The organism is Lentzea sp. NPDC037011, assembly GCF_055607425.1.
The window spans coordinates 532,391-554,645 of the sequence record NZ_JBVJRT010000001.1 but is presented as its reverse complement, the minus strand read 5'-3'; the positions used below and the strand labels follow the sequence as shown (position 1 = coordinate 554,645).

The window sequence follows — 22,255 nt, the reverse complement described above, 5'->3', positions numbered from 1 at the left end:
GTATCATCGGAGTCCCGATCGAGAGGAAGGGACTCCATGTCCGTCACTGCCACCTACACCGTCACCGGCATGACCTGCGGCCACTGCGTCAGCTCGGTCACCGAGGAGCTGTCCGAGGTCGCCGGCGTGACCGGTGTCGACGTGGTGCTCGAGACCGGAGCGGTGACCGTCACGAGCGACCGCGAGCTGGACCGGTCCGAGGTCGAGGCCGCCGTGACCGAGGCCGGGTACCAGGTCGCCTGATGACCACGACCGAACCCCGCCACGTCGAGCTCAGCATCAGCGGCATGACCTGCGCCTCCTGCGCGCGTCGCGTGGAACGCAAGCTGAACCGGCTCGACGGCGTCTCCGCCACCGTGAACTACGCGACCGAGAAGGCCAGCGTCCAGTTCCCGGTCGGCATGCGCGTGGACGACCTGGTGTCGACCGTGCGGGCGGCGGGGTACGACGCGCGGGAGCCGGTCGCCGAGCCCGAGGAGGGCGACGCCGGTGACCTGCGGCTGAGGTTCGTCCTCGCCGCGTCGCTGGGCGTGCCGGTGATCGCGTTCTCGATGGTTCCGGCCTGGCAGTTCCCCACCTGGCAGTGGGTGTCGCTGGCGCTCGCGAGCGTGGTCGTGTGGGTGTGCGGCTGGCCGTTCCACCGTGCGGCCGCGGTCAACCTGAGGCACGGCGCCAGCACGATGGACACCCTCGTGTCGATGGGCGTCACGGTCTCGTACCTGTGGTCGCTCTACGCGTTGGTGTTCGGCGCCGCCGGGACCATCGGCATGCGGCACGAGTTCAGCCTGCTGCCGCGGCCGGCGTCCTCCGGCGACATCTACCTCGAGGTCGCGGTCGGCGTGACCGTGTTCCTGCTGCTCGGGCGGTGGCTGGAGGCCCGGTCCAAGCGCAGTGCGGGTGCCGCGCTGCGGGCGTTGCTGACGCTCGGCGCCAAGGACGTGGCGGTGCTGCGCGACGGCGTGGAGACCCGCGTGCCGGTAGAGCAGCTCCGGGTCGGCGAACGCTTCGTGGTCCGTCCGGGTGAGCGCATCGCCACGGACGGGGTAGTCGTCGAGGGCAGCTCGGCCGTGGACGCCTCGATGGTCACCGGCGAGTCGGTGCCGGTCGAGGTGCGCGAGGGCGCACCGGTCGTCGGCGGGACGGTCAACGCGGGCGGCCGGCTGGTCGTCGAGGCCCGCTCGGTCGGCGCGGACACGCAGCTCGCGCGGATGGCCCGGCTCGTCGAGCAGGCGCAGGCGGGCAAGGCGGACGTGCAGCGGCTCGCCGACCGGGTGTCGGCGGTGTTCGTGCCGGTCGTCGTCGCCATCGCCGCCGTGGCGTTCGGGGCCTGGCTGCTCGCCGGGCGGCCGCTGGAGTTCGCGGTGACGACGGCCGTGGCGGTGCTCGTCATCGCCTGCCCGTGCGCGCTGGGGCTCGCGACGCCGACGGCGTTGCTCGTGGGCACCGGCCGCGGCGCCCAGCTCGGCATCCTGGTGAAGGGCCCGGAGGTGCTGGAGTCGACCCGGCGCGTGGACACGGTGGTGCTCGACAAGACCGGCACCGTCACCACGGGCCGGTTGGCGCTCGTCGACGTGGTCCCGGCCGACGGCGTGTCCCGCGCCGAGGTGCTGTCGTGCGCGGCGGCGGTCGAGAACGCCTCCGAGCACCCCATCGCCGCGGCCATCGTCCGCGCCGCACCGGAACCGAGGCCCGTTTCCGACTTCGCGTCCACGGACGGCGTCGGCGTCAGCGGCGTGGTGGACGGCCGCCGCGTTGCCGTCGGCCGGCTGCGGAATGCCGAAGTCCCCGAATCGCTGTCCGCGGCGGCAGTCGTGCACGCCGATCGCACGGTGGTCGCGGTTTCTTTTGACGGCGCGGTCGTCGGGTTGATCGCGGTGGCGGACACCGTGAAACCCACGTCCGCACAAGCAATTCGCGATCTGCGGGAACTCGGCCTGCGACCTGTCCTGCTGACGGGGGACAACGCTGTCGTCGCTGCGGCGGTGGCACGGGAAGTCGGCATCGACGAGGTGATCGCCGACGTGCTGCCCGCCGGAAAAGTCGAGGCCATCCGGAATCTGCAGGCACAGGGCCGAGTCGTGGCCATGGTGGGCGACGGCGTGAACGACGCGCCCGCGCTCGCGGCCGCTGACCTGGGGCTGGCCGTGGGAACCGGCACCGACGCCGCCATCGAGGCGAGCGACCTGACCCTGGTGCGCGGCGACCTGCGCGTGGCTGCGGACGCAATTCGGTTGTCACGCAAGACGTTGGGCACGATCAAGGGGAATCTGTTCTGGGCGTTCGCCTACAACGTCGCTGGACTTCCACTCGCGGCGCTCGGGCTGCTCAACCCCATGCTCGCGGGGGCCGCGATGGCCTTCAGCAGCGTGTTCGTTGTTACCAACAGCTTGCGACTGCGGCAATTCCGCCCATCGGCAACTCAAGAATCTTCCGCGCAACCTCTCCCGCAGCGCCGCGTGCGCGTGCAACAATCCGATTGCTGACACACCCCCGGTCAGCGCCTGTGGAGATCCCCTCCGGCCCCCGCGTTCCTCCCCCTGGCGCGGGGGCCTCTCCTCTTCTCCGGCCGACCTTGCTCGGCTGACGCCTCGCCGCGGTCGGTCGGAGGTGCCTTCTGGGGGCCGAGCCCCCAGACCCCAGCCGGGGGCCGCCCCGGACCCCCAGCCGGCTCGACGCCGAGCCGGCTCGCCACCGCTGCTCCCGCCGCCACCTCCCGTTGCTCCCTCCGCCACCTCTGCCCCCGCCGCCACCTCCAGGAGGACACGCGGGGACCCCGCGTGCCCTCCTGGAGTACGAAAGCTCCCCGCGTGCACTTCGGCAGCAGCGGGGGAGGCACATGGGCGGGTGACTCAGGTCACATGGGTTTGGGTTCCGTGACCGAGCCGTTATCGTGTTCCGGTGCCTATCGGATCCCTCGGACGCTCCAAGTCCGGCCGTCACCGCCCCGCGGACGAACCGCAGGAGACGACGCCCGACGAGGAGCTGACCTCTTACTTGGCCGCACTGGCCCCGGACTCGGACAACGAGACCACCGCCTCGGGCTTCGGCAACGCGCAGGTGTACCAGCTGCGCCTCCAGCTGATGGCCAACGAGCAGCTCAAGGAGCTCGCCGCCGAACGCCAGACCTCCCCCGGCGCGCTCGCCACGGAGTGGGTCATGCAGCGACTGGAGTGGGAAGCCCGCCAGCGCGGCAACTGACCCCTGCGCAGTCACCCCAGCACGAAGAAGGACCCTCGGCCGAGCCCGGCCGAGGGTCCTTCTCAGTTACGTCTTGCTGCGGCGAATCACATCAGATCGCGCGGACGTTCTGGGCCTGCGGGCCCTTCGTGCCCTGACCGACCTCGAACTCCACGCGCTGGTTCTCCTCCAGGGTGCGGAAGCCCTGACCCTGGATCTCCGAGTAGTGGACGAAGACGTCAGCGCCGCCGTTGTCCTGGGCGATGAAGCCGAAGCCCTTCTCGGAGTTGAACCACTTGACAGTGCCCTGTGCCATGTACCTGCCTCCATCGCAGGAAAGCTTGGGGCTGCACCGTGCAACCCCGGCCGTCCCGGGGGCGTTCGGCCCGCTCGAATCGAGCGCACAGCACGCCCGCGTGTCGTTCCGCGAGCGTGTGAAGCACGAACACAGAAACCACGGCCTGCGCGGAGAAGCCTAACGTGTGCCGCGTCATAGCACTACAGGTGAAATCCAGCCAGCCGAGTGCCTCAACAGGACCAAAGGCGCTGGTCCATGAGGGTGATAACGAACCCTTGAGCAACTCGTTGGTGGCTCGCGCGTCCTCTGAGCATCAGTTCCAGGGGGATCTCGGGGAGAACGCGTGTTCCGGCCGTTCATGTTGGCTGTACTGCTGGGGTTGACCGCGTGCGGCGGCGCGCCCGACGCACCGTCGGCGCCCGATGCGGCACCGGTCGTGCAGGAGAAGGCGAAGGCGGCGGTGACCGTCACGCCGGCGTCGGGTGAGGGGATCAGCCCGGCGGGTCCGTTCGAGGTCGGTGTCACCGGGGGCAAGTTGACCTCGGTTGCGCTCACCGGTCCCGGCAACCGCGTGGTCAAGGGTGAGCTGACCGGTGACCGGTGGGTGGCCACCGAGGACCTGGGCTACGACAAGGCTTACACGTGGTCCGGGTCGGCGAAGGGCGAGGACGGCGCGGACGTGCCGGTCTCCGGTTCGTTCCGCACGGTGAAGCCGGGCCGCCTCACGAGCGCGTCGGCGAACGTGGGTGACCACCAGACCTACGGCGTCGCGATGCCGGTCAAGATCACGTTCAGCGCGCCGGTGCAGGACAAGGCGTCCGTGCAGAAGGCCATGACGGTCACGACGTCGGTGCCGACCGAGGGCGCGTGGGCGTGGCTGTCGGACCGCGAAGCGCATTGGCGGCCGAAGGAGTACTACAAGCCGGGCACGCAGGTGTCCGTGGACGTCAACGTCCACGGCGTCCCGTTCGGCGGCGGCGCGTACGGCGCGGAGGACCTGCACGTGCAGTTCGCTATCGCGGACCGCGCGCTGGTGGTCAAGGCGGACACGCAGTCGCACCGGTTCGTCGTCTACCGCGACGGCGTGCAGCTGCACGACTTCCCGGCCTCGTACGGGCTCGACACCGACCCGCGCCGGGTCACCCGCTCCGGCACGCACGTGGTGATGCAGAAGGAAGCCAGCCGCACCATGTCCAGCACGGTGTTCAACTACAAGGACGTCCCGGTCACCTGGGCCGTGCTGCTGTCGAACAACGGCGAGTTCGTCCACGAGTACGCCGGCTCGATGTACGCGCAGGGCAAGGAGAACGTGTCGCACGGCTGCGCGAACCTCTCACCGGCCGACGCGAAGACGTTCTTCGACCTCACGATGATCGGTGACCCGGTCGAGGTGCTGAACTCGTCGGTCAAGCTCGGGCCCGCCGACCGCGACTACTACGACTGGGCGCTCGACTGGGAGACCTGGCGGTCGAAGTCCGCCGTGACCGGCTAGGACTTCTCGGTGATCTGGGGCGGCGCCGGGATCGAGTAACCCGACGGGCCTACGTTGCGTTCCAGCGCCCGCTTCCACTCACCGGTCGAGATCATCTTCTCGATGGCCTCGTTGACCTCGGCGCGGCTCTCGTCGTCGCCCTTCGGCAGGCCGATCCCGTAGCGCTCCTCGGAGAACGGCTTGCCGACCAGCTTGAGCAGCTCCGGGTTCTCCGCCGCGAAGCCCGCGAGGATGACCTCGTCGGTGGAGACGGCGTCGACGTTGCCCGCCATGAGAGCGATCACGCAGTCCGAGTACTGGCCGTACTCGATCAGCGTGACGCCCTTGGCGTAGTCGTTCTTCACCTTCTGCGCGGACGTGGACCCCTTGACCGAGCACAGCTTGCGGCCGTCGAGGGTCTCCGGACCGGTGATCGAGGTCTCGGTGAAGCGGACGAGCATGCCCTGGCCGGTCTCGAAGTACGGGCCGGCGAACGCGACCTTCTCCTTGCGGGCGTCGGTGATCGAGTAGGTCGCGACGACCAGGTCGACCTCGCCGCTCTCCAGCATCGACTCCCGGACGGCGCCGCGGGCCTCCTTGAAGGTGATGCCTGTTTCCTTCACGCCCAGCTCGTTCGCCACGTACTTGGCCACGTCGACGTCGAACCCGACGTAGCGGCCGTCGAGCCGCCGCTCGCTCAGTCCCGGCTGGTCGTACCGGATGCCGATGGTCAGCTTCCCGGAACCGGCACGACCGACGACGGTGGCCGTGTCACCGCTCCCACAAGCAGTGGCGAACACCGCGACAGCAGCGAGAAGCGCAGCACGACGGATCACGACAGGACCTTCCGGGGTGGTGTGGAGTCGTGCGCAATGCTACGTACCAGCGGCGATTATCAACTGTGATGTGTGACAACTACGGCAGTCGCGCCCTGCTGGGTGTCACATGACGCCCCTCACGTTCCACGGCACGGCGCAGGTGTCCGGGCGGTGCCATCCTGCGGATCTTGCCCGGCACCAGGAGTGCTGTTCGGCGCAACACCCGCAACCACCGGTCCGGGTTGGCGTACGGCTCGTGCCCGTGCAGCTCCACCGCCCATTCGGGGAGCACGGAGTACGCCAGATGACCGACCAGCACGCGGTAGAGGGGCAGGCCGTGACGAAGCCACCCCTTGACGGGCGGGCCGTGGAGGAACTCGTAGATCACCTCGGAGTCCGCGGTGCGGCGCAACGACGACCGCATCGAGTCGAGGTACTCGGCCATCTCCCCGCGTGAGCCGGGCACGTCCTCCTCGTGCAGGCCCACCAGCGTGGCCGCGAACCGCTGTTCGGCGTAGTACCGGTCCTTCTGCCGGTCCGTGAGGCCGTAGCCCGCGCGGTCGAGCACCGTCTCGAAGCAGTGCACTTCCGAACAGTGCACCCACAGCAGCAGTTCCGGTTCGTCCACCCGGAACGTCCTGCCCTCGTGGTCGGTCGCGCGCAGGCTGCGGTGCGTGGCGCGGACCCGTGCCGCGGCGGCGGCGATCTCCTCGCCGGTGCCGTAGACGCCGAGCCCGACGAAGTCCGCCGTGCGCTTGAGCCGGCCGAGCGGGTCGGCCTGGAAGTTCGAGTTCTGGACGACACCCGCGACCGCCTTCGGGTGCAGCGCCTGGAGGTAGAGGCTCGCGATCCCGGCGATCCACATCATCGGGTCCGCGTGCAGCTGCCAGCTGACCGTGTTCGCATCGAGCATGCGAGCATCGTCGCGCCTGGCCAAGATGAAAGCCATGGACCTCGACCAGGCACGGGACGTGCTCCGCAGCCAGCACCGCGCGGTGTTCAGCGCGATGAAGTCCGACGGGACGCCGTCGATGTCACCGGTGCTCGTGGCACTGGACGACAACGGCGACGTGCTCGTCTCGACGCGCGCGACCGCGTACAAGACCAAGCAGGTGCAACGGGATCCGCGCGTGTGGCTGTGCGTGCTGCCGGACAGCTTCTTCGGGCGGTGGATCCAGATCGCGGGAACGGCGACGGTCGTGCCGCTGCCCGAGGCGATGGACCTGCTGGTCGAGTACTACCGCACGATCTCCGGCGAGCACCCCGACTGGGACGAGTACCGCGCTTCGATGGAACGCGAACAGCGGGTCGTGCTGCGCATCGCGCTGACCACCGCCGGACCGGACCGGACGGGCTGAGTAACACCGTTAGCGGGCACAACGATTCCACGGGGACGGCAGCGGACACGTCATCCGGACCTGGGGAGCGCGATGAGTGGTGCCAGACGCCGCGGCTACTTCACAGCCGCGGTGGCGATGCTCGGTGCCGCCCTGGTCACGGCACTGATCACCGCGCCGCCGGACCGTCCCGTGGACATCCGCCTCGTCGCACCGCCACCTCCGCCGCCCGCGACCGTGATCGCGTCGGCCACCACGACCCTGGTCGCCATCGGCCCCGTGGTGCTCGACACCCACGTGCCGCCTCCGCCACCACCACCTCCGCCGCCGCCCCCACCGCCGGGGGACGCACCGCACCGCCCTGGACCGCCCGACCGCGGTCACCGGCCCCCGCCACCGCCACCGCAGCCGGGTCCGCCGCTGCTGGACCTGCTGCGCTGCGACGCCGAGTACTTCGACAAGCTGGTCGAGAAGGACTTCGAGCGCTGCCTGCCGTGGCCGATGTCGCCCAAGGAGCTGTGCAAGTTCCTCGACGACCACCGCCTTCGCCCGGTCGAGGTCCGCGGCCCCGACGGGCGCAGGCTCAACGCGCCGAAGTGCTAGCCCTTCAGCTCCCGCAACCTGCGCAGGTTCGACTCGGCGCGTGAGCCGAGCAGCTGCGCCTCGCCCAGGTAGTGGTCGTCGATCAACGCCTCCACCTCGGCGTCGTTCATCGCCGGCACGACCCGCGCGGCCATCCGGTTCATGTTGCGGTAGCTGCCCTGCAGCAGGAACGGTTCGCCGTCCGCGCCGGCCGCCGAGGCGATGTACGCCTGGTTCACCCTGAGCACGACTTCCTGGACGCGTTGCAGCTTCCGCAGCACGGACAGCATCCGGTCGAGCTGCACCGTGTCGTGGCCGGTCTTGACGTCCTGGCCGGAGGCGAGGCGCACCAGCGGTTCCACGTCCACGCCCGCGAGCGTCGGGTTGGCCGAGGACGCGTTCTCCAGGTAGCTCAACGCGAAGAGGGACTCGCGGCCGTGCAGCACGTCACCGAGGTTCCACACGTCCGCCCGGTTGGCGAGCATGTCCGGGACCCGGAACGCGCGGCCCGTCTCGGTGTACGGGTTGCCGGCCATGGAGACGGCGAACCGCTTGCCGCGCAGGTCGAACGTGCGTGCCTCGCCGTCCTGCACGCCGTCGATCCTGCGCTGGGCGTCGCACAGCGAGATGAACTTCTGCAGCAGCTCCGGTGAGGTGTGCTGGATGTCGTCGAGGTGCAGGAGGACGTTGGAGCCCAGCGCGAACGCAAAGTTGATCCGCTCGACCTCCTGGCGGGCCGTGGCGTTCGGTGCCTCGCTCGGGTCGAGGGACGTGACGCCGCTGCCCAGCGCCGGGCCGTTGACCTTGACGAACACCATGCCGAGGCGGTTCGCGACGTACTCGACCAGCGTCGTCTTGCCGTAGCCCGGCGGGGAGATCAGCATCAGCAGGCCGGTGCCGTCGTTCAGCTGCTTGGCGAGGTTGTCGCCGATCAGCGGCAGGTACACCTCGTTCAGCAACCTGTTGCGCACGAACGTGTTCAGCACCGCGGGCCGGTACTCGTCGAGCCGCAGCCGCCGGCGTTCCCCTGCGAGCAGCTCGTCGCGCTGCCGCTGGTAGGCCCGGAACGCCGGCACGTGCTCGCCGCCGAACCGCCGCAGCCTGGTCAGCGCCTCGTCCAGGCGCAGGTCCAGCGACTGGTCCCGCACCCGCGGGTGGGAGCCGAGCAGGCCGGTGACGGTCTCGCTCAGCGCGGCGCTGGAGTCGTACCGGGGCAGGTCGGTGAGCAGCACCGCGACCACCTCGGGGAACTCGGGGCAGTCCTCGTCGCCGAGGAACCCGCGCAGCCACGCCTCGATCAGGTCGCGGTCGTGCAGGTCCTCGTCCACGACCGCGCGGAACCGGTCGATCACCGTGCGGGCGGCCTTGCTGGTGACGAAACCCGTTGGTGCGCAGGCGAGTTCTTCGAACAGGTACTCGGCGGCGAGCGGGCTGATGCCGAACTGGGCCGTCAGCTCCGGGATGCCGTGCGTGCCACCGAACACCGTGCGCGCGCGGGCCAGCGACTCGGCCTTGCGCGTCCACACGGCACGGTCCTCCTCCGGTTGCGCGGCCCAGAAGAGCTGGGCCTCCGCGCGTGCGTCCGGCGGGTACCGCAGCAGCCCGGCGCCGGCGTGCAACCGGTGCAGGACAGCGAGGATGCGTTCGGCGTCGTGGTCGTGGACGCCCTTCTCGTAGCCCTCGTCGTAGCGTTCCGCGGCGGCCACCGACACGTCCGTGCGGCCCTCGGCGAGCAGGCACGCGGCCAGGTGCTCTGAGCGGTAGACCTCCGGCGTCTCGGAGACCAGCAGCTGGTCCCAGAACGGCCGGGTGGCCGCGAACGCGGGGTCGGTGACCTCGCCGCGGTAGTCGGTCCCGGTGACGGCGAAGTACATCCGGCCGTCGCGCGGCACGAGGGTCAGGTTCATCGGCTCGGTCGTCACCGGGAAGCGGTGCCTGCCGAGCACGATCGACGCGCCGTCGTACAGGTCGGCGCGGTCCCGCAGCGCCCGGCCTCCCTCTTGCCGGGCGTCGCGCAGCTCCGCTTCGAGCTCGTCGGCCCGCACGTCACCGAGCTCGCGCAGCTGGGTGGCGACGGTGCGGACCTTGGCGACCATGGGGTCGCCCGCGAAGTAGGTGTTGATCTCGTCGACCGACGTCAGCTTCTCGACGCGGCGCCGGATGGTGCCGAGCACGCGCTGCGCCGACTGGACGAGCCGGTCGGCCTTGCGCGCCCGTTCGTCGAGCAGGGTCTGCTTGCGCGCGGAGAACGCCTCGTAGACGTCCGTGCGCTTGGCACCGACCTGGGCGAGGAAGTCGTCGAACTCGGCGAACCGCGACTCCAGGTTCTCCAGCTGCAGCAGCAGCCGGCCGAGGTGGTCGTCGCAGCTCTGCGGTGTGGCGGCGACGGCGAGCGCACCGGTGACGGCCTGGCCGAGCAGCGCGAACTCCGCGGCGAACTCGGCGCGGCCCTCCGCCTCGGCGAGCGCGCGCCTGCGACCGTCCACAGTGGCCCGCGCGCGGTTCACGGCGGCCAGGACCTCGCCGATGCCGGCCAGGATCTGCGTGCGGGTCGTGGTGTCGGCGGCGTCGAGCGTGCTGACGACCTCGGTCAGCACCTCCAGACCGGCCTGCTGCTGTGCGAGCCGGTCGTGCAGCGGTCCCGCCTCGGCCGCGGTCGCGAGCCCGGTGGCCGCGATCCGGTCGATCTCCTCGTGGTACTGGGCGAACGCGTTCTCACCGCTGAGGAACGCGACGGCACGGCGGGCCGAGTCGGCCAGCGCCTCGACGAGTGCGGTCTCCCTGCGGCCCAGGTCGTCGAGGTCGACGTACCGGACGTCCCGCAACGTGATCAGGCGGCCCTGCGCGGACCGCAGGTCGGCCAGCAACCGCACCCACTCGTCGGCCGACCGCGGCGCGGCCGAGCGGGACAGCCGGACCAGCGACGCGAGCTGCTCACCGGCCTCGTGCAGCTGCTGGGCGGCGTTCTCGGTGAGCACGCGGACCGACTCGAACTCGTCGAGCACCTGCTCCGCGGTCGCGCGCACGGCCACGACGTCGTCGCGCAGCCCCAGCTCGGCGAGCCAGTGGACGTTGTCGACCACCCTGGTGCACAGGGCGATCAGGCCCTCGAACACCGGTGCGGTCGGCGTCATCCCGGCGGCCATGCGGGTCACGCTCAGGCAGTCGGAGATGCCGCGGACCAGCTCGGCGTTGCCGATGCGGGCGAGCGGGCCGGACTCCTCCGGCAGCACCTCGTCGGCCACGAACGGCGTGCGCCACACCTGCATCGGGTGCACGCGCACGGGTTCGGTGCTCGTCTCGCGGAACACCACGAGCGTGCCGTCGGCGAAGAGCGAGTAGCCGTGGCACACCAGCGGGGTGGCGACCTCCTTGCGGATCACGTTGTAGGGCAGCAGGAGGCTGCGGCCCTCGCGGCGGGCGTGGTAGACGTACAGCACGTCCTCGCCGTTGGCGGAGCGGATGACCCGTTCGAACTCCAGGTCCTCGGTGTCGACGTCGAACGTCTTGTCGTCACCGGTGACCAGGTAGTAGCCGCCGGGGAAGATGATCCCCTGGTCCTCGGGCAGCCGCTGGCAGGCCTGGCCGATGCCGTCGAGCCGGGCCACGGCCTTGGTGCGCGTGTTGAACACCAGGTGCCGCCACTCGGTCTCCTTGTACGGGAGGACCCTGAGCAGCAGCAACGGCCCGACGCGCGCGTAGTGCACGTCGGCGTCGGCGAGGCTCTGCAGCGGTTCGTCGACCGGTTCGGAGTAGATGCCCTCGCCGGTCTCGGTGTTGTTCTCGACCTTGATGGTCAGCGTGCCGCCGACGGTCTCGACGAACACCTCGCCGTCGATGGCGATGTGCGGGTGCCGGCCGAGCACGTGCTGCTCACGGGTCGTCTCGACCCACGTGAAGTCGTGCGCGGGCGGGAAGACGTGGTCGCGTTCACCGCGGTTGTCGAGGTAGGTGACCGTGCCGTCGACCGCGACGTCCCAGCGCAGCACGCGGATGTCCTCGATCCGCGCGCCGGTCTGGAACACCGCGAGCAACCGCGACTCGACGATCCGCAGCTGCAGCAGCCTGGTCTCGCGGTAGTACCGGTAGAGCTCGGCGAAGTCGTTGCGGAACCTCGGATCGTCGAGGAACCCCGCGTCGGCCGGGCCGAGGTCCTTGCCGTGCACCGCGAACACGTCCGCGACCGCGGTCTCCGGCTTGAGGCCGAGGAACACGTTGTAGCCGAACAACATCTGGTCGCCCAGCGGCACGATGTCGCGGGGCACGCAGTTGTTCTCGGTGCGGATGCGTTCGGTGGCGACGAGCTCCAGCGCCTGGCTGCCGAACGTCTCGACGCGCCGGTCGTTCAGCGCCTCGGTGCTCCGGGCGAGCCCGGCGGCCTGTTCGGCCAGCCGGGCTCTGAGCACCTCGTAGGTGCCCGCGTCGAGAGCTGTCATGCGGGCTGGCCGTTGTTCTTGGCCATCTGGGTCAGCGCGATCGCGGCGGCGATGTTCTGCGCGTCACCGGTGGTGAACGAGCTGAGCACCTTGGTCAGGTCCTCCGGGAAGTTGTTCGTCCCGTCCATCCACTTGGCGCCCAGCGCCTGCACCACGTCGGAGTTGCCGACGAACCCGTCGACCTGCTTGCCCGCGGTGATGGCGTTCGCGATCTTGTCGAAGAACACGGTGTCGCCGCCGATGATGTCGATGTCGGCCTTCTCCAGCCCGGCCGCGAGGACCATGGCCTGCGCCTCGGCGATCTGGCGCTGCACGTCGATGCCCTTGAGCCGGATCTCCTTCTCGGCCTCCAGCCGCAGGCGGTACTCCTCGTGCTCGCGGGTCGCGGTGTCGAGGGCGGCCATGGCCTCCGCCTTGTGCGACAGGCCTTCGGCCTCGCCCTTGAGGCGTTCCTTGATGCCCTCGGCGTCGGCGAGCGCCTTCTCGCGGTCGACGACGGCCTCCGCGCGGCCCAGCGCCTCCACCGCGACGGCGTCGCGTTCCTTGACCTGCACGTCGGCCAAGCCCTTCGCGGCGGCCTCCGCCTGCACGCCCTCGGCGAGCCGGATCTTGGCGGTGGCGTCGAGCTCGGCGGACTGCTTGCGGGCCTCCGCGAGCAGCACCTCCTGGCGGGCCTGGTGCTGCGCGGCCTGCTCGGCGGCCTCCGCGGCCTTGATGTCCTTGACCAGCGACTCCTGCGCCTCGGCCTCGGCCCGGATGATGATCTGCTGCCGCTCGCGCTCGGCCTCCTCGACCGCGCGCAGCCGCTTGATGTTCTCCTCCTGCTCGGCCACGGTCTTCTCGACCGCGACCCGCTCGCGCACCAAGTCGGCGATGGCGCGCCGCTCGTGCTCGAGCTCCTTGTCCTTCTCGATCATGCGCAGCGAGGTCTCCCGTTCGCGCGCGATGACCTCCAGCAGGCGGTCCTTCTCGATCCGCTCGGTCTCGACGGCGATCACGCGCTCGCGGTTCTTCTCCGCCACGGCGATCTCGCGGGCCTTGTTCTCGGTCTGGATGCCGAGCTGCTCCTCGGTGCGGATGAACGCGGTGTTGGCCTTGAGGCGTTCCTCTGCCTGCACCTTCTGGGTCTCCGCCTCCTGCTGGGCGCGGGCGGTCTCGATCTCGCGCTTCTGCTTGATCTCCGCGTCGGCCTGCCGGCGTTCGAGCTCCAGGATCGCCTCACGCGCGCTGACGTTCTGGCGCGTGATCTCCTTCTCCTCGTTGCGGGTGAACTCGTTGGTCTTGACGTGCTCGATCGCGGTCAGCTCGGTGATCTTGCGGATGCCCTGCGCGTCCAGGATGTTCGCCGGGTCGAGCTGCTTGAGCGGCGTCTGCTCCAGGTAGTCGATCGCGGCGTCTTCGAGGCTGTAGCCGTTCAGGTCGGTGCCGATGACCTGGATGATCCGGTCGCGGAACTCGTCGCGGTGGGTGTAGAGGTCGACGAAGTCGAGCTGCTTGCCGACGGTCTTGAGCGCCTCGGAGAACTTGGCGTTGAACAGCTCCTGCAGCGTGGCCTCGTGGCTCGCGCGCTCGGTGCCGATCGCCTGCGCGACCTTGATGACGTCCTCGACGGTCTTGTTGACGCGCACGAAGAACGTGATGCGGATGTCGGCGCGGATGTTGTCCTTGCAGATCAGGCCCTCGTTGCCGGCCCGCTTGATCTCGATGGTCTTCACCGAGATGTCCATCGTCTCGCACTTGTGCAGCACCGGGAGGACCACGGTGCCGGTGAAGGTCACGTCGACCTTGCGCATCTTGGAGACGATGAGCGCCTTGCCCTGCTCGCACTTCTTGAACAACCTGCTGATGACGACCACCGCCATCAGCAGGACGACCGCGATCACCCCGATCAGCACCAGCAACCCCGTCGAAATTGCACCCATGTCAGCCCCCTGTGGAGATGTCGACGACCCAGAAGAACTCGCCTTCGGCGTCGTAGTCGAAGATCAGCGCGGTCTGCCCGAAGACCAGCTGCGTGCTCTCGGCCGCCCGCACCTGGACGACAGCGGTGCCGCCGTCGTCGGCGGTGACCTCGGCCTGGCCGTAGTGCCCGGTGACCCGAGCGGTCCGCACGATCGCCGTGCGGCCCACGAAGTCGTTGCGGGAGGCGGGTTTCTCCGGTCGCGTCCACCGCTTCACCGGGATCAGCACGACCTTCGTGACGAGCGCGCCGACGAGCAGCGCTGCGGCCAGGACGGCGTAGCGGAGCTTGTTCTCCGGCGTCAGCACCGTGCCGACCAGCGCGGCGAACCACGTGATCACGACGAACAGCGAGATGGAGACCGGCAGCACCGGGGCGTCGAAGTCCACGCCCACCAACGCGACCGTCAACCAGTACGCCAGCACCAGGAGCACCAGGACGCTGAACAGCACTGTCGGGAAGGCCACCGCGGCGGACAGGAACTCGGTCATCATCGCCCCCTCTCGCCACTCTGATGCGCGAAACGGCGTTTTCGTTGCACTTCGGGGAATGATCGTTGTCACCCGGTCGTTGCCGGGAACATGGACATGGGGGTTCAGGGGCTGAACACGGGCGACGCGATCGCCCCCGCCGAGACTCGTCGGCTGGCCGAGCTGGTGGAGGCGCTGGGGTACCGGTCGTGGTGGGTGGCGGAGCACGTGGTGCTGCCCTCGCCGAAGGCCGACCCGTCGCCGGCGGAACCGGACACGCCGCTGCTCGACCCGCTGGTCAGCCTGAGCTTCGTGGCCGCGGCCACGACCAGGCTGGAGCTGGGCACCGGCATCGTGATCCTTCCGCAGCGCAACCCGGTGGTGCTCGCGAAGCAGGTGGCGTCACTGGACGTGCTGAGCGGCGGCCGGTTCACGCTCGGTGTCGGTGCCGGCTACCTGCACCAGGAGTTCGCCGCGGTCGGCGTGCCGTTCGCGGGCCGTGGCCGGCGCACGGACGAGTACATCGACGCGATGCGGGAGCTGTGGCACTCGCCGGCGCCGTCGTTCTCGGGCAGGCACGTCTCGTTCAGCGGCATCGACGCCCATCCGCGCCCGGCCAACGCCCGGATCGCGGTCGGCGGTGCCAGCGACGGTGCGCTGCGGCGGGCGCTGACCCGCGGCAACGCGTGGATCGGCATCGGCACGCCGGAGGAGACGGCGGCCAACCTCAAGCGGATCCGCAGGCTGTCCGCGATGACCGAACGACCCGACTCGCTCGGCGCGCTGGAGATCGACGTCCTCGCGACGGCCCCGCTGGACGCGTCGGTGGTGCGGCAGTACGAGGACCTCGGCGTCGACCAGCTGATCGTGGTCCCCTCGTCGGTCGACCTGCCGGTGGACGAGGCGCTGGCGAGCCTGATCGCACTGCGGTAGGTAGCCTGAACGGCCGTGATCCCCGTAGTCGTCCTGGCCGGTTTCCTCGGCGCCGGCAAGACCACCCTGCTCAACCACCTGCTGCGCACGTCCGGCGGCACGCGGATCGGCGTGGTCGTCAACGACTTCGGCTCGATCAACATCGACGCGTTCGCGGTGTCCGCGCAGGTCGACTCGATGGTGACGCTGTCGAACGGCTGCCTGTGCTGCGCCGTCGACGGCTCCGAGCTGGCCGACATGCTGGGCACGCTCGCCACGGCGGACCTGGACGTCATCGTCATCGAGGCGTCCGGGCTCGCCGAACCGTCCGCGCTGGTCAGGATGGTGGTCCAGGCACCGGACGTGGCGTACGGCGGGCTGATCTACGTGGTCGACGCCGTGGAACTCGACGCCGTCGACCACCTCGACCGGGACCTCGCGCTGGCGGACCTGGTGGTGCTGAACAAGGTCGACCGGGTGGACGCGCTGCCGTCGTTGCCGTGCGAGGCACCGGTGCTCGCGGTGTCGTACGGCCGGATCGACCCGGCGCTGCTCTTCGAGGTGCGGCCACCGGACCCGGGCCCGCGCCAGCTGGCGTTCGACGACCTGGAAGACCACTCGACGCACGCGCACGCCGCGTACGACACCGTGACGTTCACGTCCGAGGACCCCCTGCACCCCAGGCTGTTCATGGACTTCCTGTCCGCGCGGCCACCGGGGTTGTTCCGCGCCAAGGGTTTCGTGCAGTTCGAGCACGGCACCTTCATGCTGCACACCGTCGGCGCGTACGTGTCGTTCACACCGGTCGAGCCCGCCCCGACCCAGCTGGTGCTGATCGGGACGGGCATCGACGCGGACTCGGTGACCGACTGGCTGCTCGCGTGCGTCGCGCTGGAGCCGGTCAGCTCCGAGGAGATGCTGTGGGTGTTGCGGTACGCCCGCTGATCACGTGCAGAGCGCGGTGTCGACGACGTCGAGCATCTGCTGGAGCGACTTCTCCGCGTCGCCGTAGGTGCCGAACAGCGCGGTCGCGGTGATCGCGGTGTGGCGCCCGCCGTCCGTCGCGGCACCGAACGACGAGAACCCGTGGATCGTGCCGCCGTGGCCCCAGTAGACGCCACCGCAGCTGAGCTTCGTGCTCTCCAAGCCGAGCCCGGCCGCGTTCCGGTCGTCGATCGGGATGGTCCTGCGCATCTCGTCGAGCTGCGGTTTCTGGAGGAGCTCGCCCCGCAGCAGCGAGCGGTAGAACCGGGCGATGTCCTGCGGCGTGGAGACGAGCGCACCCGCCGCCCAGGCCCAGGACGAGTCGAGCTCCGTCGCGTCGACCGCCTTCGACCTCGGGTCGAACAGGTCCGCCGGCGCGTACCCGCGGGCGTGCCGGCCGCGGATGGTCCGCTCGCCCTGCGCCGGCCAGTAGGTGTCGCGCAGCTGGGCCCGGTCGAGCACCCGCCGCTGCACCTCCTCCGCCACCGGCCGGCCGGTCACCTTCTGCACCAGCAGCCCCGCGACGACGTAGTTCGTGTTGCTGTAGCTGTACTTCTCACCGGGCGCACCGGTCACGGGCTGCTTGAGCCCCGCGTCGAGCAGCTCGTACGGCTCGAAATACCGGTCGCGCACGTCCGCGATCTTCGCGACGCCCACCGCGACCGAGAACTCGGGCAGGCCGCTGGTGTGCTGCAGGACCTGCCGGACCGTGATGCGCTCGTCCTCGATGCGCGGGACGTAGTTCTTGACGGGCCCGTCGAGCGCGACCTCGCCCTCGCCGACCAGCTGCAGGACCGTCACCGCCACGAAGGACTTGGTGATGCTGCCGACCCGCACCCGCCCGTTGACGGGTGCGTTGCCCTTCGCGTGGTTGCTGCCGTTGACGTGCATCTCCACGCCCGGCATGCCGTCCTCGACGATCCGGTCGAGCTGCTGCGGTATCGGCGTGACGAGGCTGAGGGCGGCTAAGGCCGCGACGACCTTCACTTCGCACCGCACAGTGCACTGTCCACAGTGGCCAGGATCTGGTCGTGCGCCTTGGCACCCTTCTCCGGCGTGTCCTGGAACGTGCCGGGCAGCGCCGTGACCGCGATCGAGAACGCACGGCCCTTCTCCGTGACGCCACCGCGGGTCTCGTACCCGTGGATGTCACCGCCGTGACCCCAGTACTTGCCACCACAGCTCAGCGTCGTGCTGGCGATGCCCAGCCCGTACGCCGAACCCGGCCACATCTCACCGGCGGTGTCGACGGTCTTCTGCATCTCCGTCAGCTGCGCGGCGGGAACCAGGTCCCCCTTGAGCAGCGCCTGGTAGAAGGTGTTGAGGTCCTTGGTGGACGAGACGATCTGCCCGGCGGCCCAGCCCCACGACGGGTCCATCTCGGTGACGTCGGTGGGCACGCCCTTGACGCGGTCGTACCCCTTGGCGTGCTTGCCGCGGATGCCCTGCTCACCCTGGCCAGGCCAGTAGGTGTCCTTGAGCTTGAGCTTCTGCACGATCCGCTGGTCGACGTTCTCCGCGATCGGCCGCCCGGTGAACTTCTGCGCGATGAGCCCCAGCAGCACGTAGTTCGTGTTGCTGTACTTGAACTTCTCCCCCGGCTGGTGCGTCGGCGGCTGCTGGTTCGCGACGGCCAGGAGCTCGTACGGCTCGAAGTACCGGTGCCGCACGTCCTCGAACTTCTCGAGCCCCAGGAAGCCCGTGTAGTTCGCGAGCCCGCTGGTGTGGTTGAGCAGCTGCCGCACCGTGATCCGGTCGTCCTTGATGGCGCCCGGCAGGTACCTCGTGACCGGCACGTCCAGCTCGACCTTGCCCTCGGCCACCAGCTGCATGATCACGACGGCGACGAACGCCTTGGTGTTGGACCCGGCCCGCACCTGCCCGTTCTTCGGCACCGGCACCCGCTTGTTCAACTCGGCCGTCCCCGCGGTGTACGCGGTCGCCCTGCCGTGCGCGTCGGTCGTCGTCGCCAGCGCCGCCGGGAACTCCTTGGCCAGCCCGTCGAGCTGCTTCTGCACCTGCCCCGCCGGCGTGGCCATGGCCGTCCCACTGCACAGCATGGCCGCCGCCAACACTCCTACCAGCGTCTTCTTCATCGTTCGTCCCCTCGTTCGGCTTGAGGAAGACGATTCCAATTCCGCGCCGCGCACACAGTCAGGCACACTGCCGTTGATCAGGTAGAGCCTGCTCCACCTAGTACCGGACGTCGCTCAGGAGCAGCGGCGGGTAGACGGTGGACGCCTCCCCGTCGACCGTGGCACCCGCGAACTGCAACATGGCCCGCAACTCCCCGTGCAACGGCGCCGGGTAACCCAACTCCGGCGCGGACACCTCGTCCAGCCTGCGGAGCTGCTCCTCACCGAGAACGACCTCCTCAAGGTTGCTCTCCAGGTGCTCCAGCCGGCGCGCACCGATGATCGGCACCACCGTCCCCGCCCGCTGCCTGAGCCACGCCAACGACACCGCCGCGGCCGAGGCACCGACCTCCTCGGCAACCTCCACCACCACGTCGATGACCCGGAACTCCGCCTCACCGGGCCCACCCACGAACTTCACCCGTTCCGAGTCGCCGACCCGCCCGTCCCGCCGGTACTTGCCCGACAGGAACCCGTTCTTGAGCGGACTCCACGGCACCAGCGCCATGCCCAGGTCCCTCGCCATCGGCGCCACCTCCCCCTCCACGGTCCGCGCCAACAGCGAGTACTCGACCTGCAACGCGATCAGCGGCGTCCACCGGTTGAGCTCGGCCATCGTCTGCGCCCGCGCCGTGACCCAGGCAGGCGTGTTGGAGAACCCGATGTACCGCACCTTGCCCGATCCCACCAGATCGTCGAGCACCCGCATGGTCTCCTCGACCGGGGTGTTCCGATCCCAGTTGTGCAGCCAGTAGAGGTCCAGGTAGTCCGTGCCGAGCCTGCGCAACGTCTCTTCGAGCTGCTTGCGGACGGCACTCCGCCCCGCCCCGCCACCGTTCGGGTCGCCGGGGTGCATGTTGAAGAAGAACTTGGAGGCGAGGACGACCCGGTCTCGGTCCCTGGTCCTGAAGTAGTCGCCGAGGATCTTCTCGGAGTGCCCGTTGGTGTAGAAGTTGGCCGTGTCGATGAAGTTCCCGCCGCGTTCGAGGTAGGCGTCGAGCATCTTCTCCGCCTCCTCGACACTGCAGCCGGCAGACCCCGGGTCCTCGCCGAAGGTCATCGCGCCGAGGGCGAACGGGCTGACGCGGAGGCCGGACCGGCCGAGGGTGACGTAGTGGTCGAGCGGCATCTCTTGGCTCCTTGGGCTGCTGTTTCGCTGCTCCAATGAAACCGGTGCCGGGGTGGTCGGCGGTACGACGATGCTCCTGGGGTCTTGCCTGATCCTCTCGTTCGGCTTGGGCTCGGTCGTTCGGGTGGGTGGGGAGTGTCAACCGTGAGGTGGGTAACCCGAGCGACATGGCGTGATGACGATCGGTAGGCTGTGCCGGCGAGGGCTGCTAGCTCAATTGGCAGAGCAGGAGACTTTTAATCTTCGGGTTCAGGGTTCGAGTCCCTGGCGGCCCACCAAACCCCCAGGTCACAGGCCTGGGGGTTTCGCTTTGCCGGGTCTCCCCACACTTAACCCACACAAAACCGCTGGTCATTCAACTTCGCCGTCTTCCTCTTTCGGCCCTCCGAGCGCGTCTCCAGAGCGTCAGCGGCCCGCCGGTTGACCGTCTCCCGTTCCATGTAGGTGTTCTGCGCCATCAAGGATGTTGCTACTTCTTTTCCGTCGCGGTGACCTTGATCGCCTCCCCCTTCTCGCGCTCACGGTTCGCCCAGTAGACGGCTTCGTGGTGGTGACTGCGATCGGTCTCGGCGACCCGCGCGTAAACAGCGGCCGAGCGGAGGTAGTAGTCCCGCAGGACGGCGGGAGCGGCCTTGGGGTTGGGCATGAGCTTGCTCAGCACGTCGTGCGCCTCGCTCAGCGTCCGGACCTGCTCAGCGACTCCCCAGTGCATGGCCTCAGCCGCGGACATCGGGAGCCTCCTCCGCGAGCGCGTGACGCCCCTCCTGGTTGCCGAGGTGGTCAGCCAGCTTGGCTGCCTCCCGCGACAACTCGCGGCAGAACCGCATCAGCACGTCTGAATCACCGGGGAAGGGCGGGAGCTGGATCGCGATGTTGACCGGGTCGAGGTAGATGGCCAGCGCCGGGACCTCCGGCGTCACCCGGACCATGGCCGCGCCCGCGTCCTGACCAGGCGTGCAGGTGGCGTTGAACCCCATCACCGACCACCCCGAGCCGCATCGAGAGCTGCCTGTCCTTCGGCGACCGCCTCAGCAAGGCGAGGCAGTGCCTCCGCGTCGACCACCAGGACGGCCGGAAACGCGTTGCCCAACCGGAACTCAACCCGTCCAGCGAAGACGAGCGGTTCCACCCGGATCGGCAGGTTCGCCGTCAGGTGCAGGCGCATCAAGTCGGCCACGGTCACGCCGCCTTGGGTGCTGACTTGGACGCGACGGCCGCCTTCATGCCGGTGGCGCGCAGGCTGTAACCCAGCTTCGCCCGGCAGCGGTGACGCTCGCCGACGTGGCCACCACGGCAGCCCTTGTCGTCGATCCACGGCGTGACCGTCAGACCCTCGAACATCGCCGGGCGGATGTCCGTACCCGGAATCGCCTCCGGCGGCACCGGCTGGTGAGGCGCGGAGATCTTGACCGTGACCGCCGCGTCTGTCTTGCGCTCCGCCGCCTGGTCGATCACCAGCACGGACCACACGAGCTGACCGGTCTCCTTGTCCTTCTCCTGTTCGACAGGGAGGCCCTTGGTGCGCTCCTCAGCTGACTGGAACTTGAGCACTGGCTCGACGCTCATCACGAGCGCACCCCTCGGGAACACGAAGTCGTGACCCGCCGGGAGCCTGCTCCCACCTGTGATCGCCATCGTCGTTCTCCTGTCATTTGTGCCGGTCGGGGCTGTTCCCCGACGTTTCGACACCTACGACTTTCGGCGAATCGGCAGGACGTCAACACCACACATCAGGACAACTACAGACGTCTCGGCTACATTGAAGTCGTCCCTAGTTGTACGGAGGGTGGGCCATACCGAACCAACGCCTGCGGGATGCGTTGCTGCGCAACACTTTGGGCTTCGATGAAGTCGCCAAGGTAACCGGCGTAGACCCGAAGACCGTCGAACGGTGGATCACGCAGGACCGGACGCCGTACCCACGTCACCGGCACGCCATCGCCGCGATGGTCCGCGAGACGGAGACCTACCTCTGGCCGGACGCCGTCGCGCCAGAGAAGAAGAAAAAGATCAACGAGTCCGAGGTCGTCCAGGTCTACGCACACCGCCACGCGGTGTCGCACGACATCTGGGGGCACCTGATCGAACAGTCCAAGATCAGCATCTCGATCCTCGTCTACGCCGCCATGTTCCTGGTGGACAACCCAGCCCTGATCAAGACGCTGCGCCAGAAGGCAGAGAGCGGCGTGCGGATCAGGTTGCTACTAGGGGACCCAGCGAGTCGGGAAGTCGCGCGTCGCAGCGAGGAAGAGGGCATCGGCAAGACCACGCTTGGCGCGAAGATCCGGAACGCCCTCGCGGTCTACAAGCCGTTGGCCGAGGTGCCCGGCGTAGAGATCCGCGTGCACGGGACGACGCTCTACAACTCGATCTACCGCTTCGATGACGAGATGCTCGTGAACACGCACGTGCACGGCTTCATGGCAGCTCACGCGCCGGTCCTGCACCTACGACGGTTGTCCGGGGGCGACTTGTTCGAGACGTACGCCGAGAGCTTCCAGGGCGTCTGGGATGGCGCGAAGCCGCCGAAGTGGTAGGCAGGTAGG

22 protein-coding genes and 1 tRNA gene are annotated in these 22,255 nt (G+C 69.2%); 10 read left to right on the top strand and 13 right to left on the bottom strand.

Features of this window, described 5'->3' with window-relative positions:
* Window positions 1-36 precede the first annotated feature (36 nt).
* From ACZ7CH_RS02795 to ACZ7CH_RS02785, 3 genes are all read left to right on the top strand, one after another.
* Complete coding sequence (locus ACZ7CH_RS02795; protein ID WP_360396847.1) at window positions 37-243, top strand: heavy-metal-associated domain-containing protein; 207 nt, start codon at window positions 37-39, stop codon at window positions 241-243.
* Entirely contained in the window at window positions 243-2,483 is a 2,241-nt protein-coding gene (locus ACZ7CH_RS02790) for a heavy metal translocating P-type ATPase (RefSeq protein WP_458430082.1), read from the top strand. Before ACZ7CH_RS02795 ends, ACZ7CH_RS02790 begins: the two co-directional genes overlap by 1 nt.
* A gap of 415 nt (window positions 2,484-2,898) precedes the next feature.
* A complete protein-coding gene (locus tag ACZ7CH_RS02785) occupies window positions 2,899-3,198 on the top strand; it encodes a hypothetical protein (RefSeq protein WP_360396845.1) in 300 nt (99 codons plus the stop codon).
* 91 nt (window positions 3,199-3,289) lie between these two features.
* Here the strand turns inward: ACZ7CH_RS02785 and ACZ7CH_RS02780 are convergent, their stop codons facing one another.
* The gene (locus ACZ7CH_RS02780) at window positions 3,290-3,493 is read right to left on the bottom strand and encodes a cold-shock protein (RefSeq protein WP_030473173.1); all 204 of its coding nucleotides are present in this window, start codon (window positions 3,491-3,493) and stop codon (window positions 3,290-3,292) included.
* Between the two features lie 325 nt (window positions 3,494-3,818).
* Between ACZ7CH_RS02780 and ACZ7CH_RS02775 the strand changes: the two genes are divergently transcribed.
* Complete coding sequence (locus ACZ7CH_RS02775; RefSeq protein WP_470373036.1) at window positions 3,819-4,967, top strand: L,D-transpeptidase; 1,149 nt, start codon at window positions 3,819-3,821, stop codon at window positions 4,965-4,967.
* Here the strand turns inward: ACZ7CH_RS02775 and ACZ7CH_RS02770 are convergent.
* Both ACZ7CH_RS02770 and ACZ7CH_RS02765 read right to left on the bottom strand, forming a co-directional pair.
* Window positions 4,964-5,779 carry a glutamate ABC transporter substrate-binding protein gene (locus tag ACZ7CH_RS02770; RefSeq protein WP_360396890.1) on the bottom strand — a complete coding sequence of 272 codons (816 nt, stop codon included), beginning with the start codon at window positions 5,777-5,779 and terminating at the stop codon, window positions 4,964-4,966. The two genes, ACZ7CH_RS02775 and ACZ7CH_RS02770, sit on opposite strands and share 4 nt — an antisense overlap.
* Before the next feature lie 82 nt (window positions 5,780-5,861).
* Window positions 5,862-6,677: an oxygenase MpaB family protein gene (locus ACZ7CH_RS02765; protein ID WP_470373035.1), complete on the bottom strand. Its 816-nt coding sequence runs from the start codon at window positions 6,675-6,677 to the stop codon at window positions 5,862-5,864.
* Between the two features lie 34 nt (window positions 6,678-6,711).
* Here ACZ7CH_RS02765 and ACZ7CH_RS02760 point away from each other — a divergent pair, with 34 nt between their 5' ends.
* Complete coding sequence (locus tag ACZ7CH_RS02760; RefSeq protein WP_360396842.1) at window positions 6,712-7,122, top strand: PPOX class F420-dependent oxidoreductase; 411 nt, start codon at window positions 6,712-6,714, stop codon at window positions 7,120-7,122.
* 72 nt (window positions 7,123-7,194) lie between these two features.
* Window positions 7,195-7,704 (top strand): hypothetical protein, encoded by a 510-nt coding sequence (locus ACZ7CH_RS02755; RefSeq protein ID WP_470373034.1) that lies wholly within the window; start codon window positions 7,195-7,197, stop codon window positions 7,702-7,704.
* Here the strand turns inward: ACZ7CH_RS02755 and ACZ7CH_RS02750 are convergent.
* Genes ACZ7CH_RS02750 through ACZ7CH_RS02740 form a run of 3 tightly spaced genes read right to left on the bottom strand, consistent with a single transcriptional unit; the run spans window position 7,701 to window position 14,570 of the window.
* Window positions 7,701-12,119: a DNA repair ATPase gene (locus ACZ7CH_RS02750; protein WP_470373033.1), complete on the bottom strand. Its 4,419-nt coding sequence runs from the start codon at window positions 12,117-12,119 to the stop codon at window positions 7,701-7,703. The two genes, ACZ7CH_RS02755 and ACZ7CH_RS02750, sit on opposite strands and share 4 nt — an antisense overlap.
* Window positions 12,116-14,041, bottom strand: coding sequence for a flotillin family protein (locus ACZ7CH_RS02745; RefSeq protein ID WP_360396839.1), 1,926 nt, complete (start codon window positions 14,039-14,041; stop codon window positions 12,116-12,118). Before ACZ7CH_RS02745 ends, ACZ7CH_RS02750 begins: the two co-directional genes overlap by 4 nt.
* A gap of 1 nt (window position 14,042) precedes the next feature.
* Window positions 14,043-14,570 (bottom strand): hypothetical protein, encoded by a 528-nt coding sequence (locus ACZ7CH_RS02740; protein ID WP_458430077.1) that lies wholly within the window; start codon window positions 14,568-14,570, stop codon window positions 14,043-14,045.
* 96 nt (window positions 14,571-14,666) lie between these two features.
* Here ACZ7CH_RS02740 and ACZ7CH_RS02735 point away from each other — a divergent pair, with 96 nt between their 5' ends.
* Window positions 14,667-15,482, top strand: coding sequence for an LLM class F420-dependent oxidoreductase (locus ACZ7CH_RS02735; RefSeq protein ID WP_360396835.1), 816 nt, complete (start codon window positions 14,667-14,669; stop codon window positions 15,480-15,482).
* A gap of 15 nt (window positions 15,483-15,497) precedes the next feature.
* On the top strand, window positions 15,498-16,406 hold the full coding sequence (locus tag ACZ7CH_RS02730) for a CobW family GTP-binding protein (protein ID WP_470373032.1): 909 nt from the start codon (window positions 15,498-15,500) through the stop codon (window positions 16,404-16,406).
* Here the strand turns inward: ACZ7CH_RS02730 and ACZ7CH_RS02725 are convergent, their stop codons facing one another.
* The 3 genes from ACZ7CH_RS02725 to ACZ7CH_RS02715 form a co-directional block, all read right to left on the bottom strand.
* Entirely contained in the window at window positions 16,407-17,432 is a 1,026-nt protein-coding gene (locus ACZ7CH_RS02725) for a serine hydrolase domain-containing protein (protein ID WP_360396831.1), read from the bottom strand. It lies immediately after the preceding gene.
* A complete protein-coding gene (locus tag ACZ7CH_RS02720) occupies window positions 17,429-18,541 on the bottom strand; it encodes a serine hydrolase domain-containing protein (RefSeq protein ID WP_470373031.1) in 1,113 nt (370 codons plus the stop codon). Before ACZ7CH_RS02720 ends, ACZ7CH_RS02725 begins: the two co-directional genes overlap by 4 nt.
* A 97-nt stretch (window positions 18,542-18,638) precedes the next feature.
* Window positions 18,639-19,709 carry an aldo/keto reductase gene (locus ACZ7CH_RS02715; protein WP_470373030.1) on the bottom strand — a complete coding sequence of 357 codons (1,071 nt, stop codon included), beginning with the start codon at window positions 19,707-19,709 and terminating at the stop codon, window positions 18,639-18,641.
* A 202-nt stretch (window positions 19,710-19,911) separates the two neighbouring features.
* Between ACZ7CH_RS02715 and ACZ7CH_RS02710 the strand changes: the two genes are divergently transcribed.
* Window positions 19,912-19,987: transfer RNA gene (locus tag ACZ7CH_RS02710), tRNA-Lys, on the top strand.
* A 191-nt stretch (window positions 19,988-20,178) separates the two neighbouring features.
* Here the strand turns inward: ACZ7CH_RS02710 and ACZ7CH_RS02705 are convergent.
* Genes ACZ7CH_RS02705 through ACZ7CH_RS02690 form a run of 4 tightly spaced genes read right to left on the bottom strand, consistent with a single transcriptional unit; the run spans window position 20,179 to window position 21,275 of the window.
* Window positions 20,179-20,439 carry an AMED_5909 family protein gene (locus ACZ7CH_RS02705; RefSeq protein WP_470373029.1) on the bottom strand — a complete coding sequence of 87 codons (261 nt, stop codon included), beginning with the start codon at window positions 20,437-20,439 and terminating at the stop codon, window positions 20,179-20,181.
* Window positions 20,426-20,686: a hypothetical protein gene (locus ACZ7CH_RS02700; protein ID WP_470373028.1), complete on the bottom strand. Its 261-nt coding sequence runs from the start codon at window positions 20,684-20,686 to the stop codon at window positions 20,426-20,428. The genes ACZ7CH_RS02705 and ACZ7CH_RS02700 overlap by 14 nt, the downstream gene beginning before the upstream one ends.
* Window positions 20,686-20,892, bottom strand: a complete 207-nt coding sequence (locus tag ACZ7CH_RS02695) for a hypothetical protein (protein ID WP_470373027.1) — start codon at window positions 20,890-20,892, stop codon at window positions 20,686-20,688. Before ACZ7CH_RS02695 ends, ACZ7CH_RS02700 begins: the two co-directional genes overlap by 1 nt.
* The gene (locus ACZ7CH_RS02690; protein WP_470373026.1) at window positions 20,889-21,275 is read right to left on the bottom strand and encodes a plasmid replication, integration and excision activator; all 387 of its coding nucleotides are present in this window, start codon (window positions 21,273-21,275) and stop codon (window positions 20,889-20,891) included. The genes ACZ7CH_RS02695 and ACZ7CH_RS02690 overlap by 4 nt, the downstream gene beginning before the upstream one ends.
* A gap of 227 nt (window positions 21,276-21,502) precedes the next feature.
* On the opposite strand from ACZ7CH_RS02690, the gene ACZ7CH_RS02685 reads away from it, so the two are divergent.
* Complete coding sequence (locus ACZ7CH_RS02685; protein ID WP_470373184.1) at window positions 21,503-22,246, top strand: DUF5919 domain-containing protein; 744 nt, start codon at window positions 21,503-21,505, stop codon at window positions 22,244-22,246.
* The last annotated feature ends 9 nt before the right edge of the window (window positions 22,247-22,255 follow it).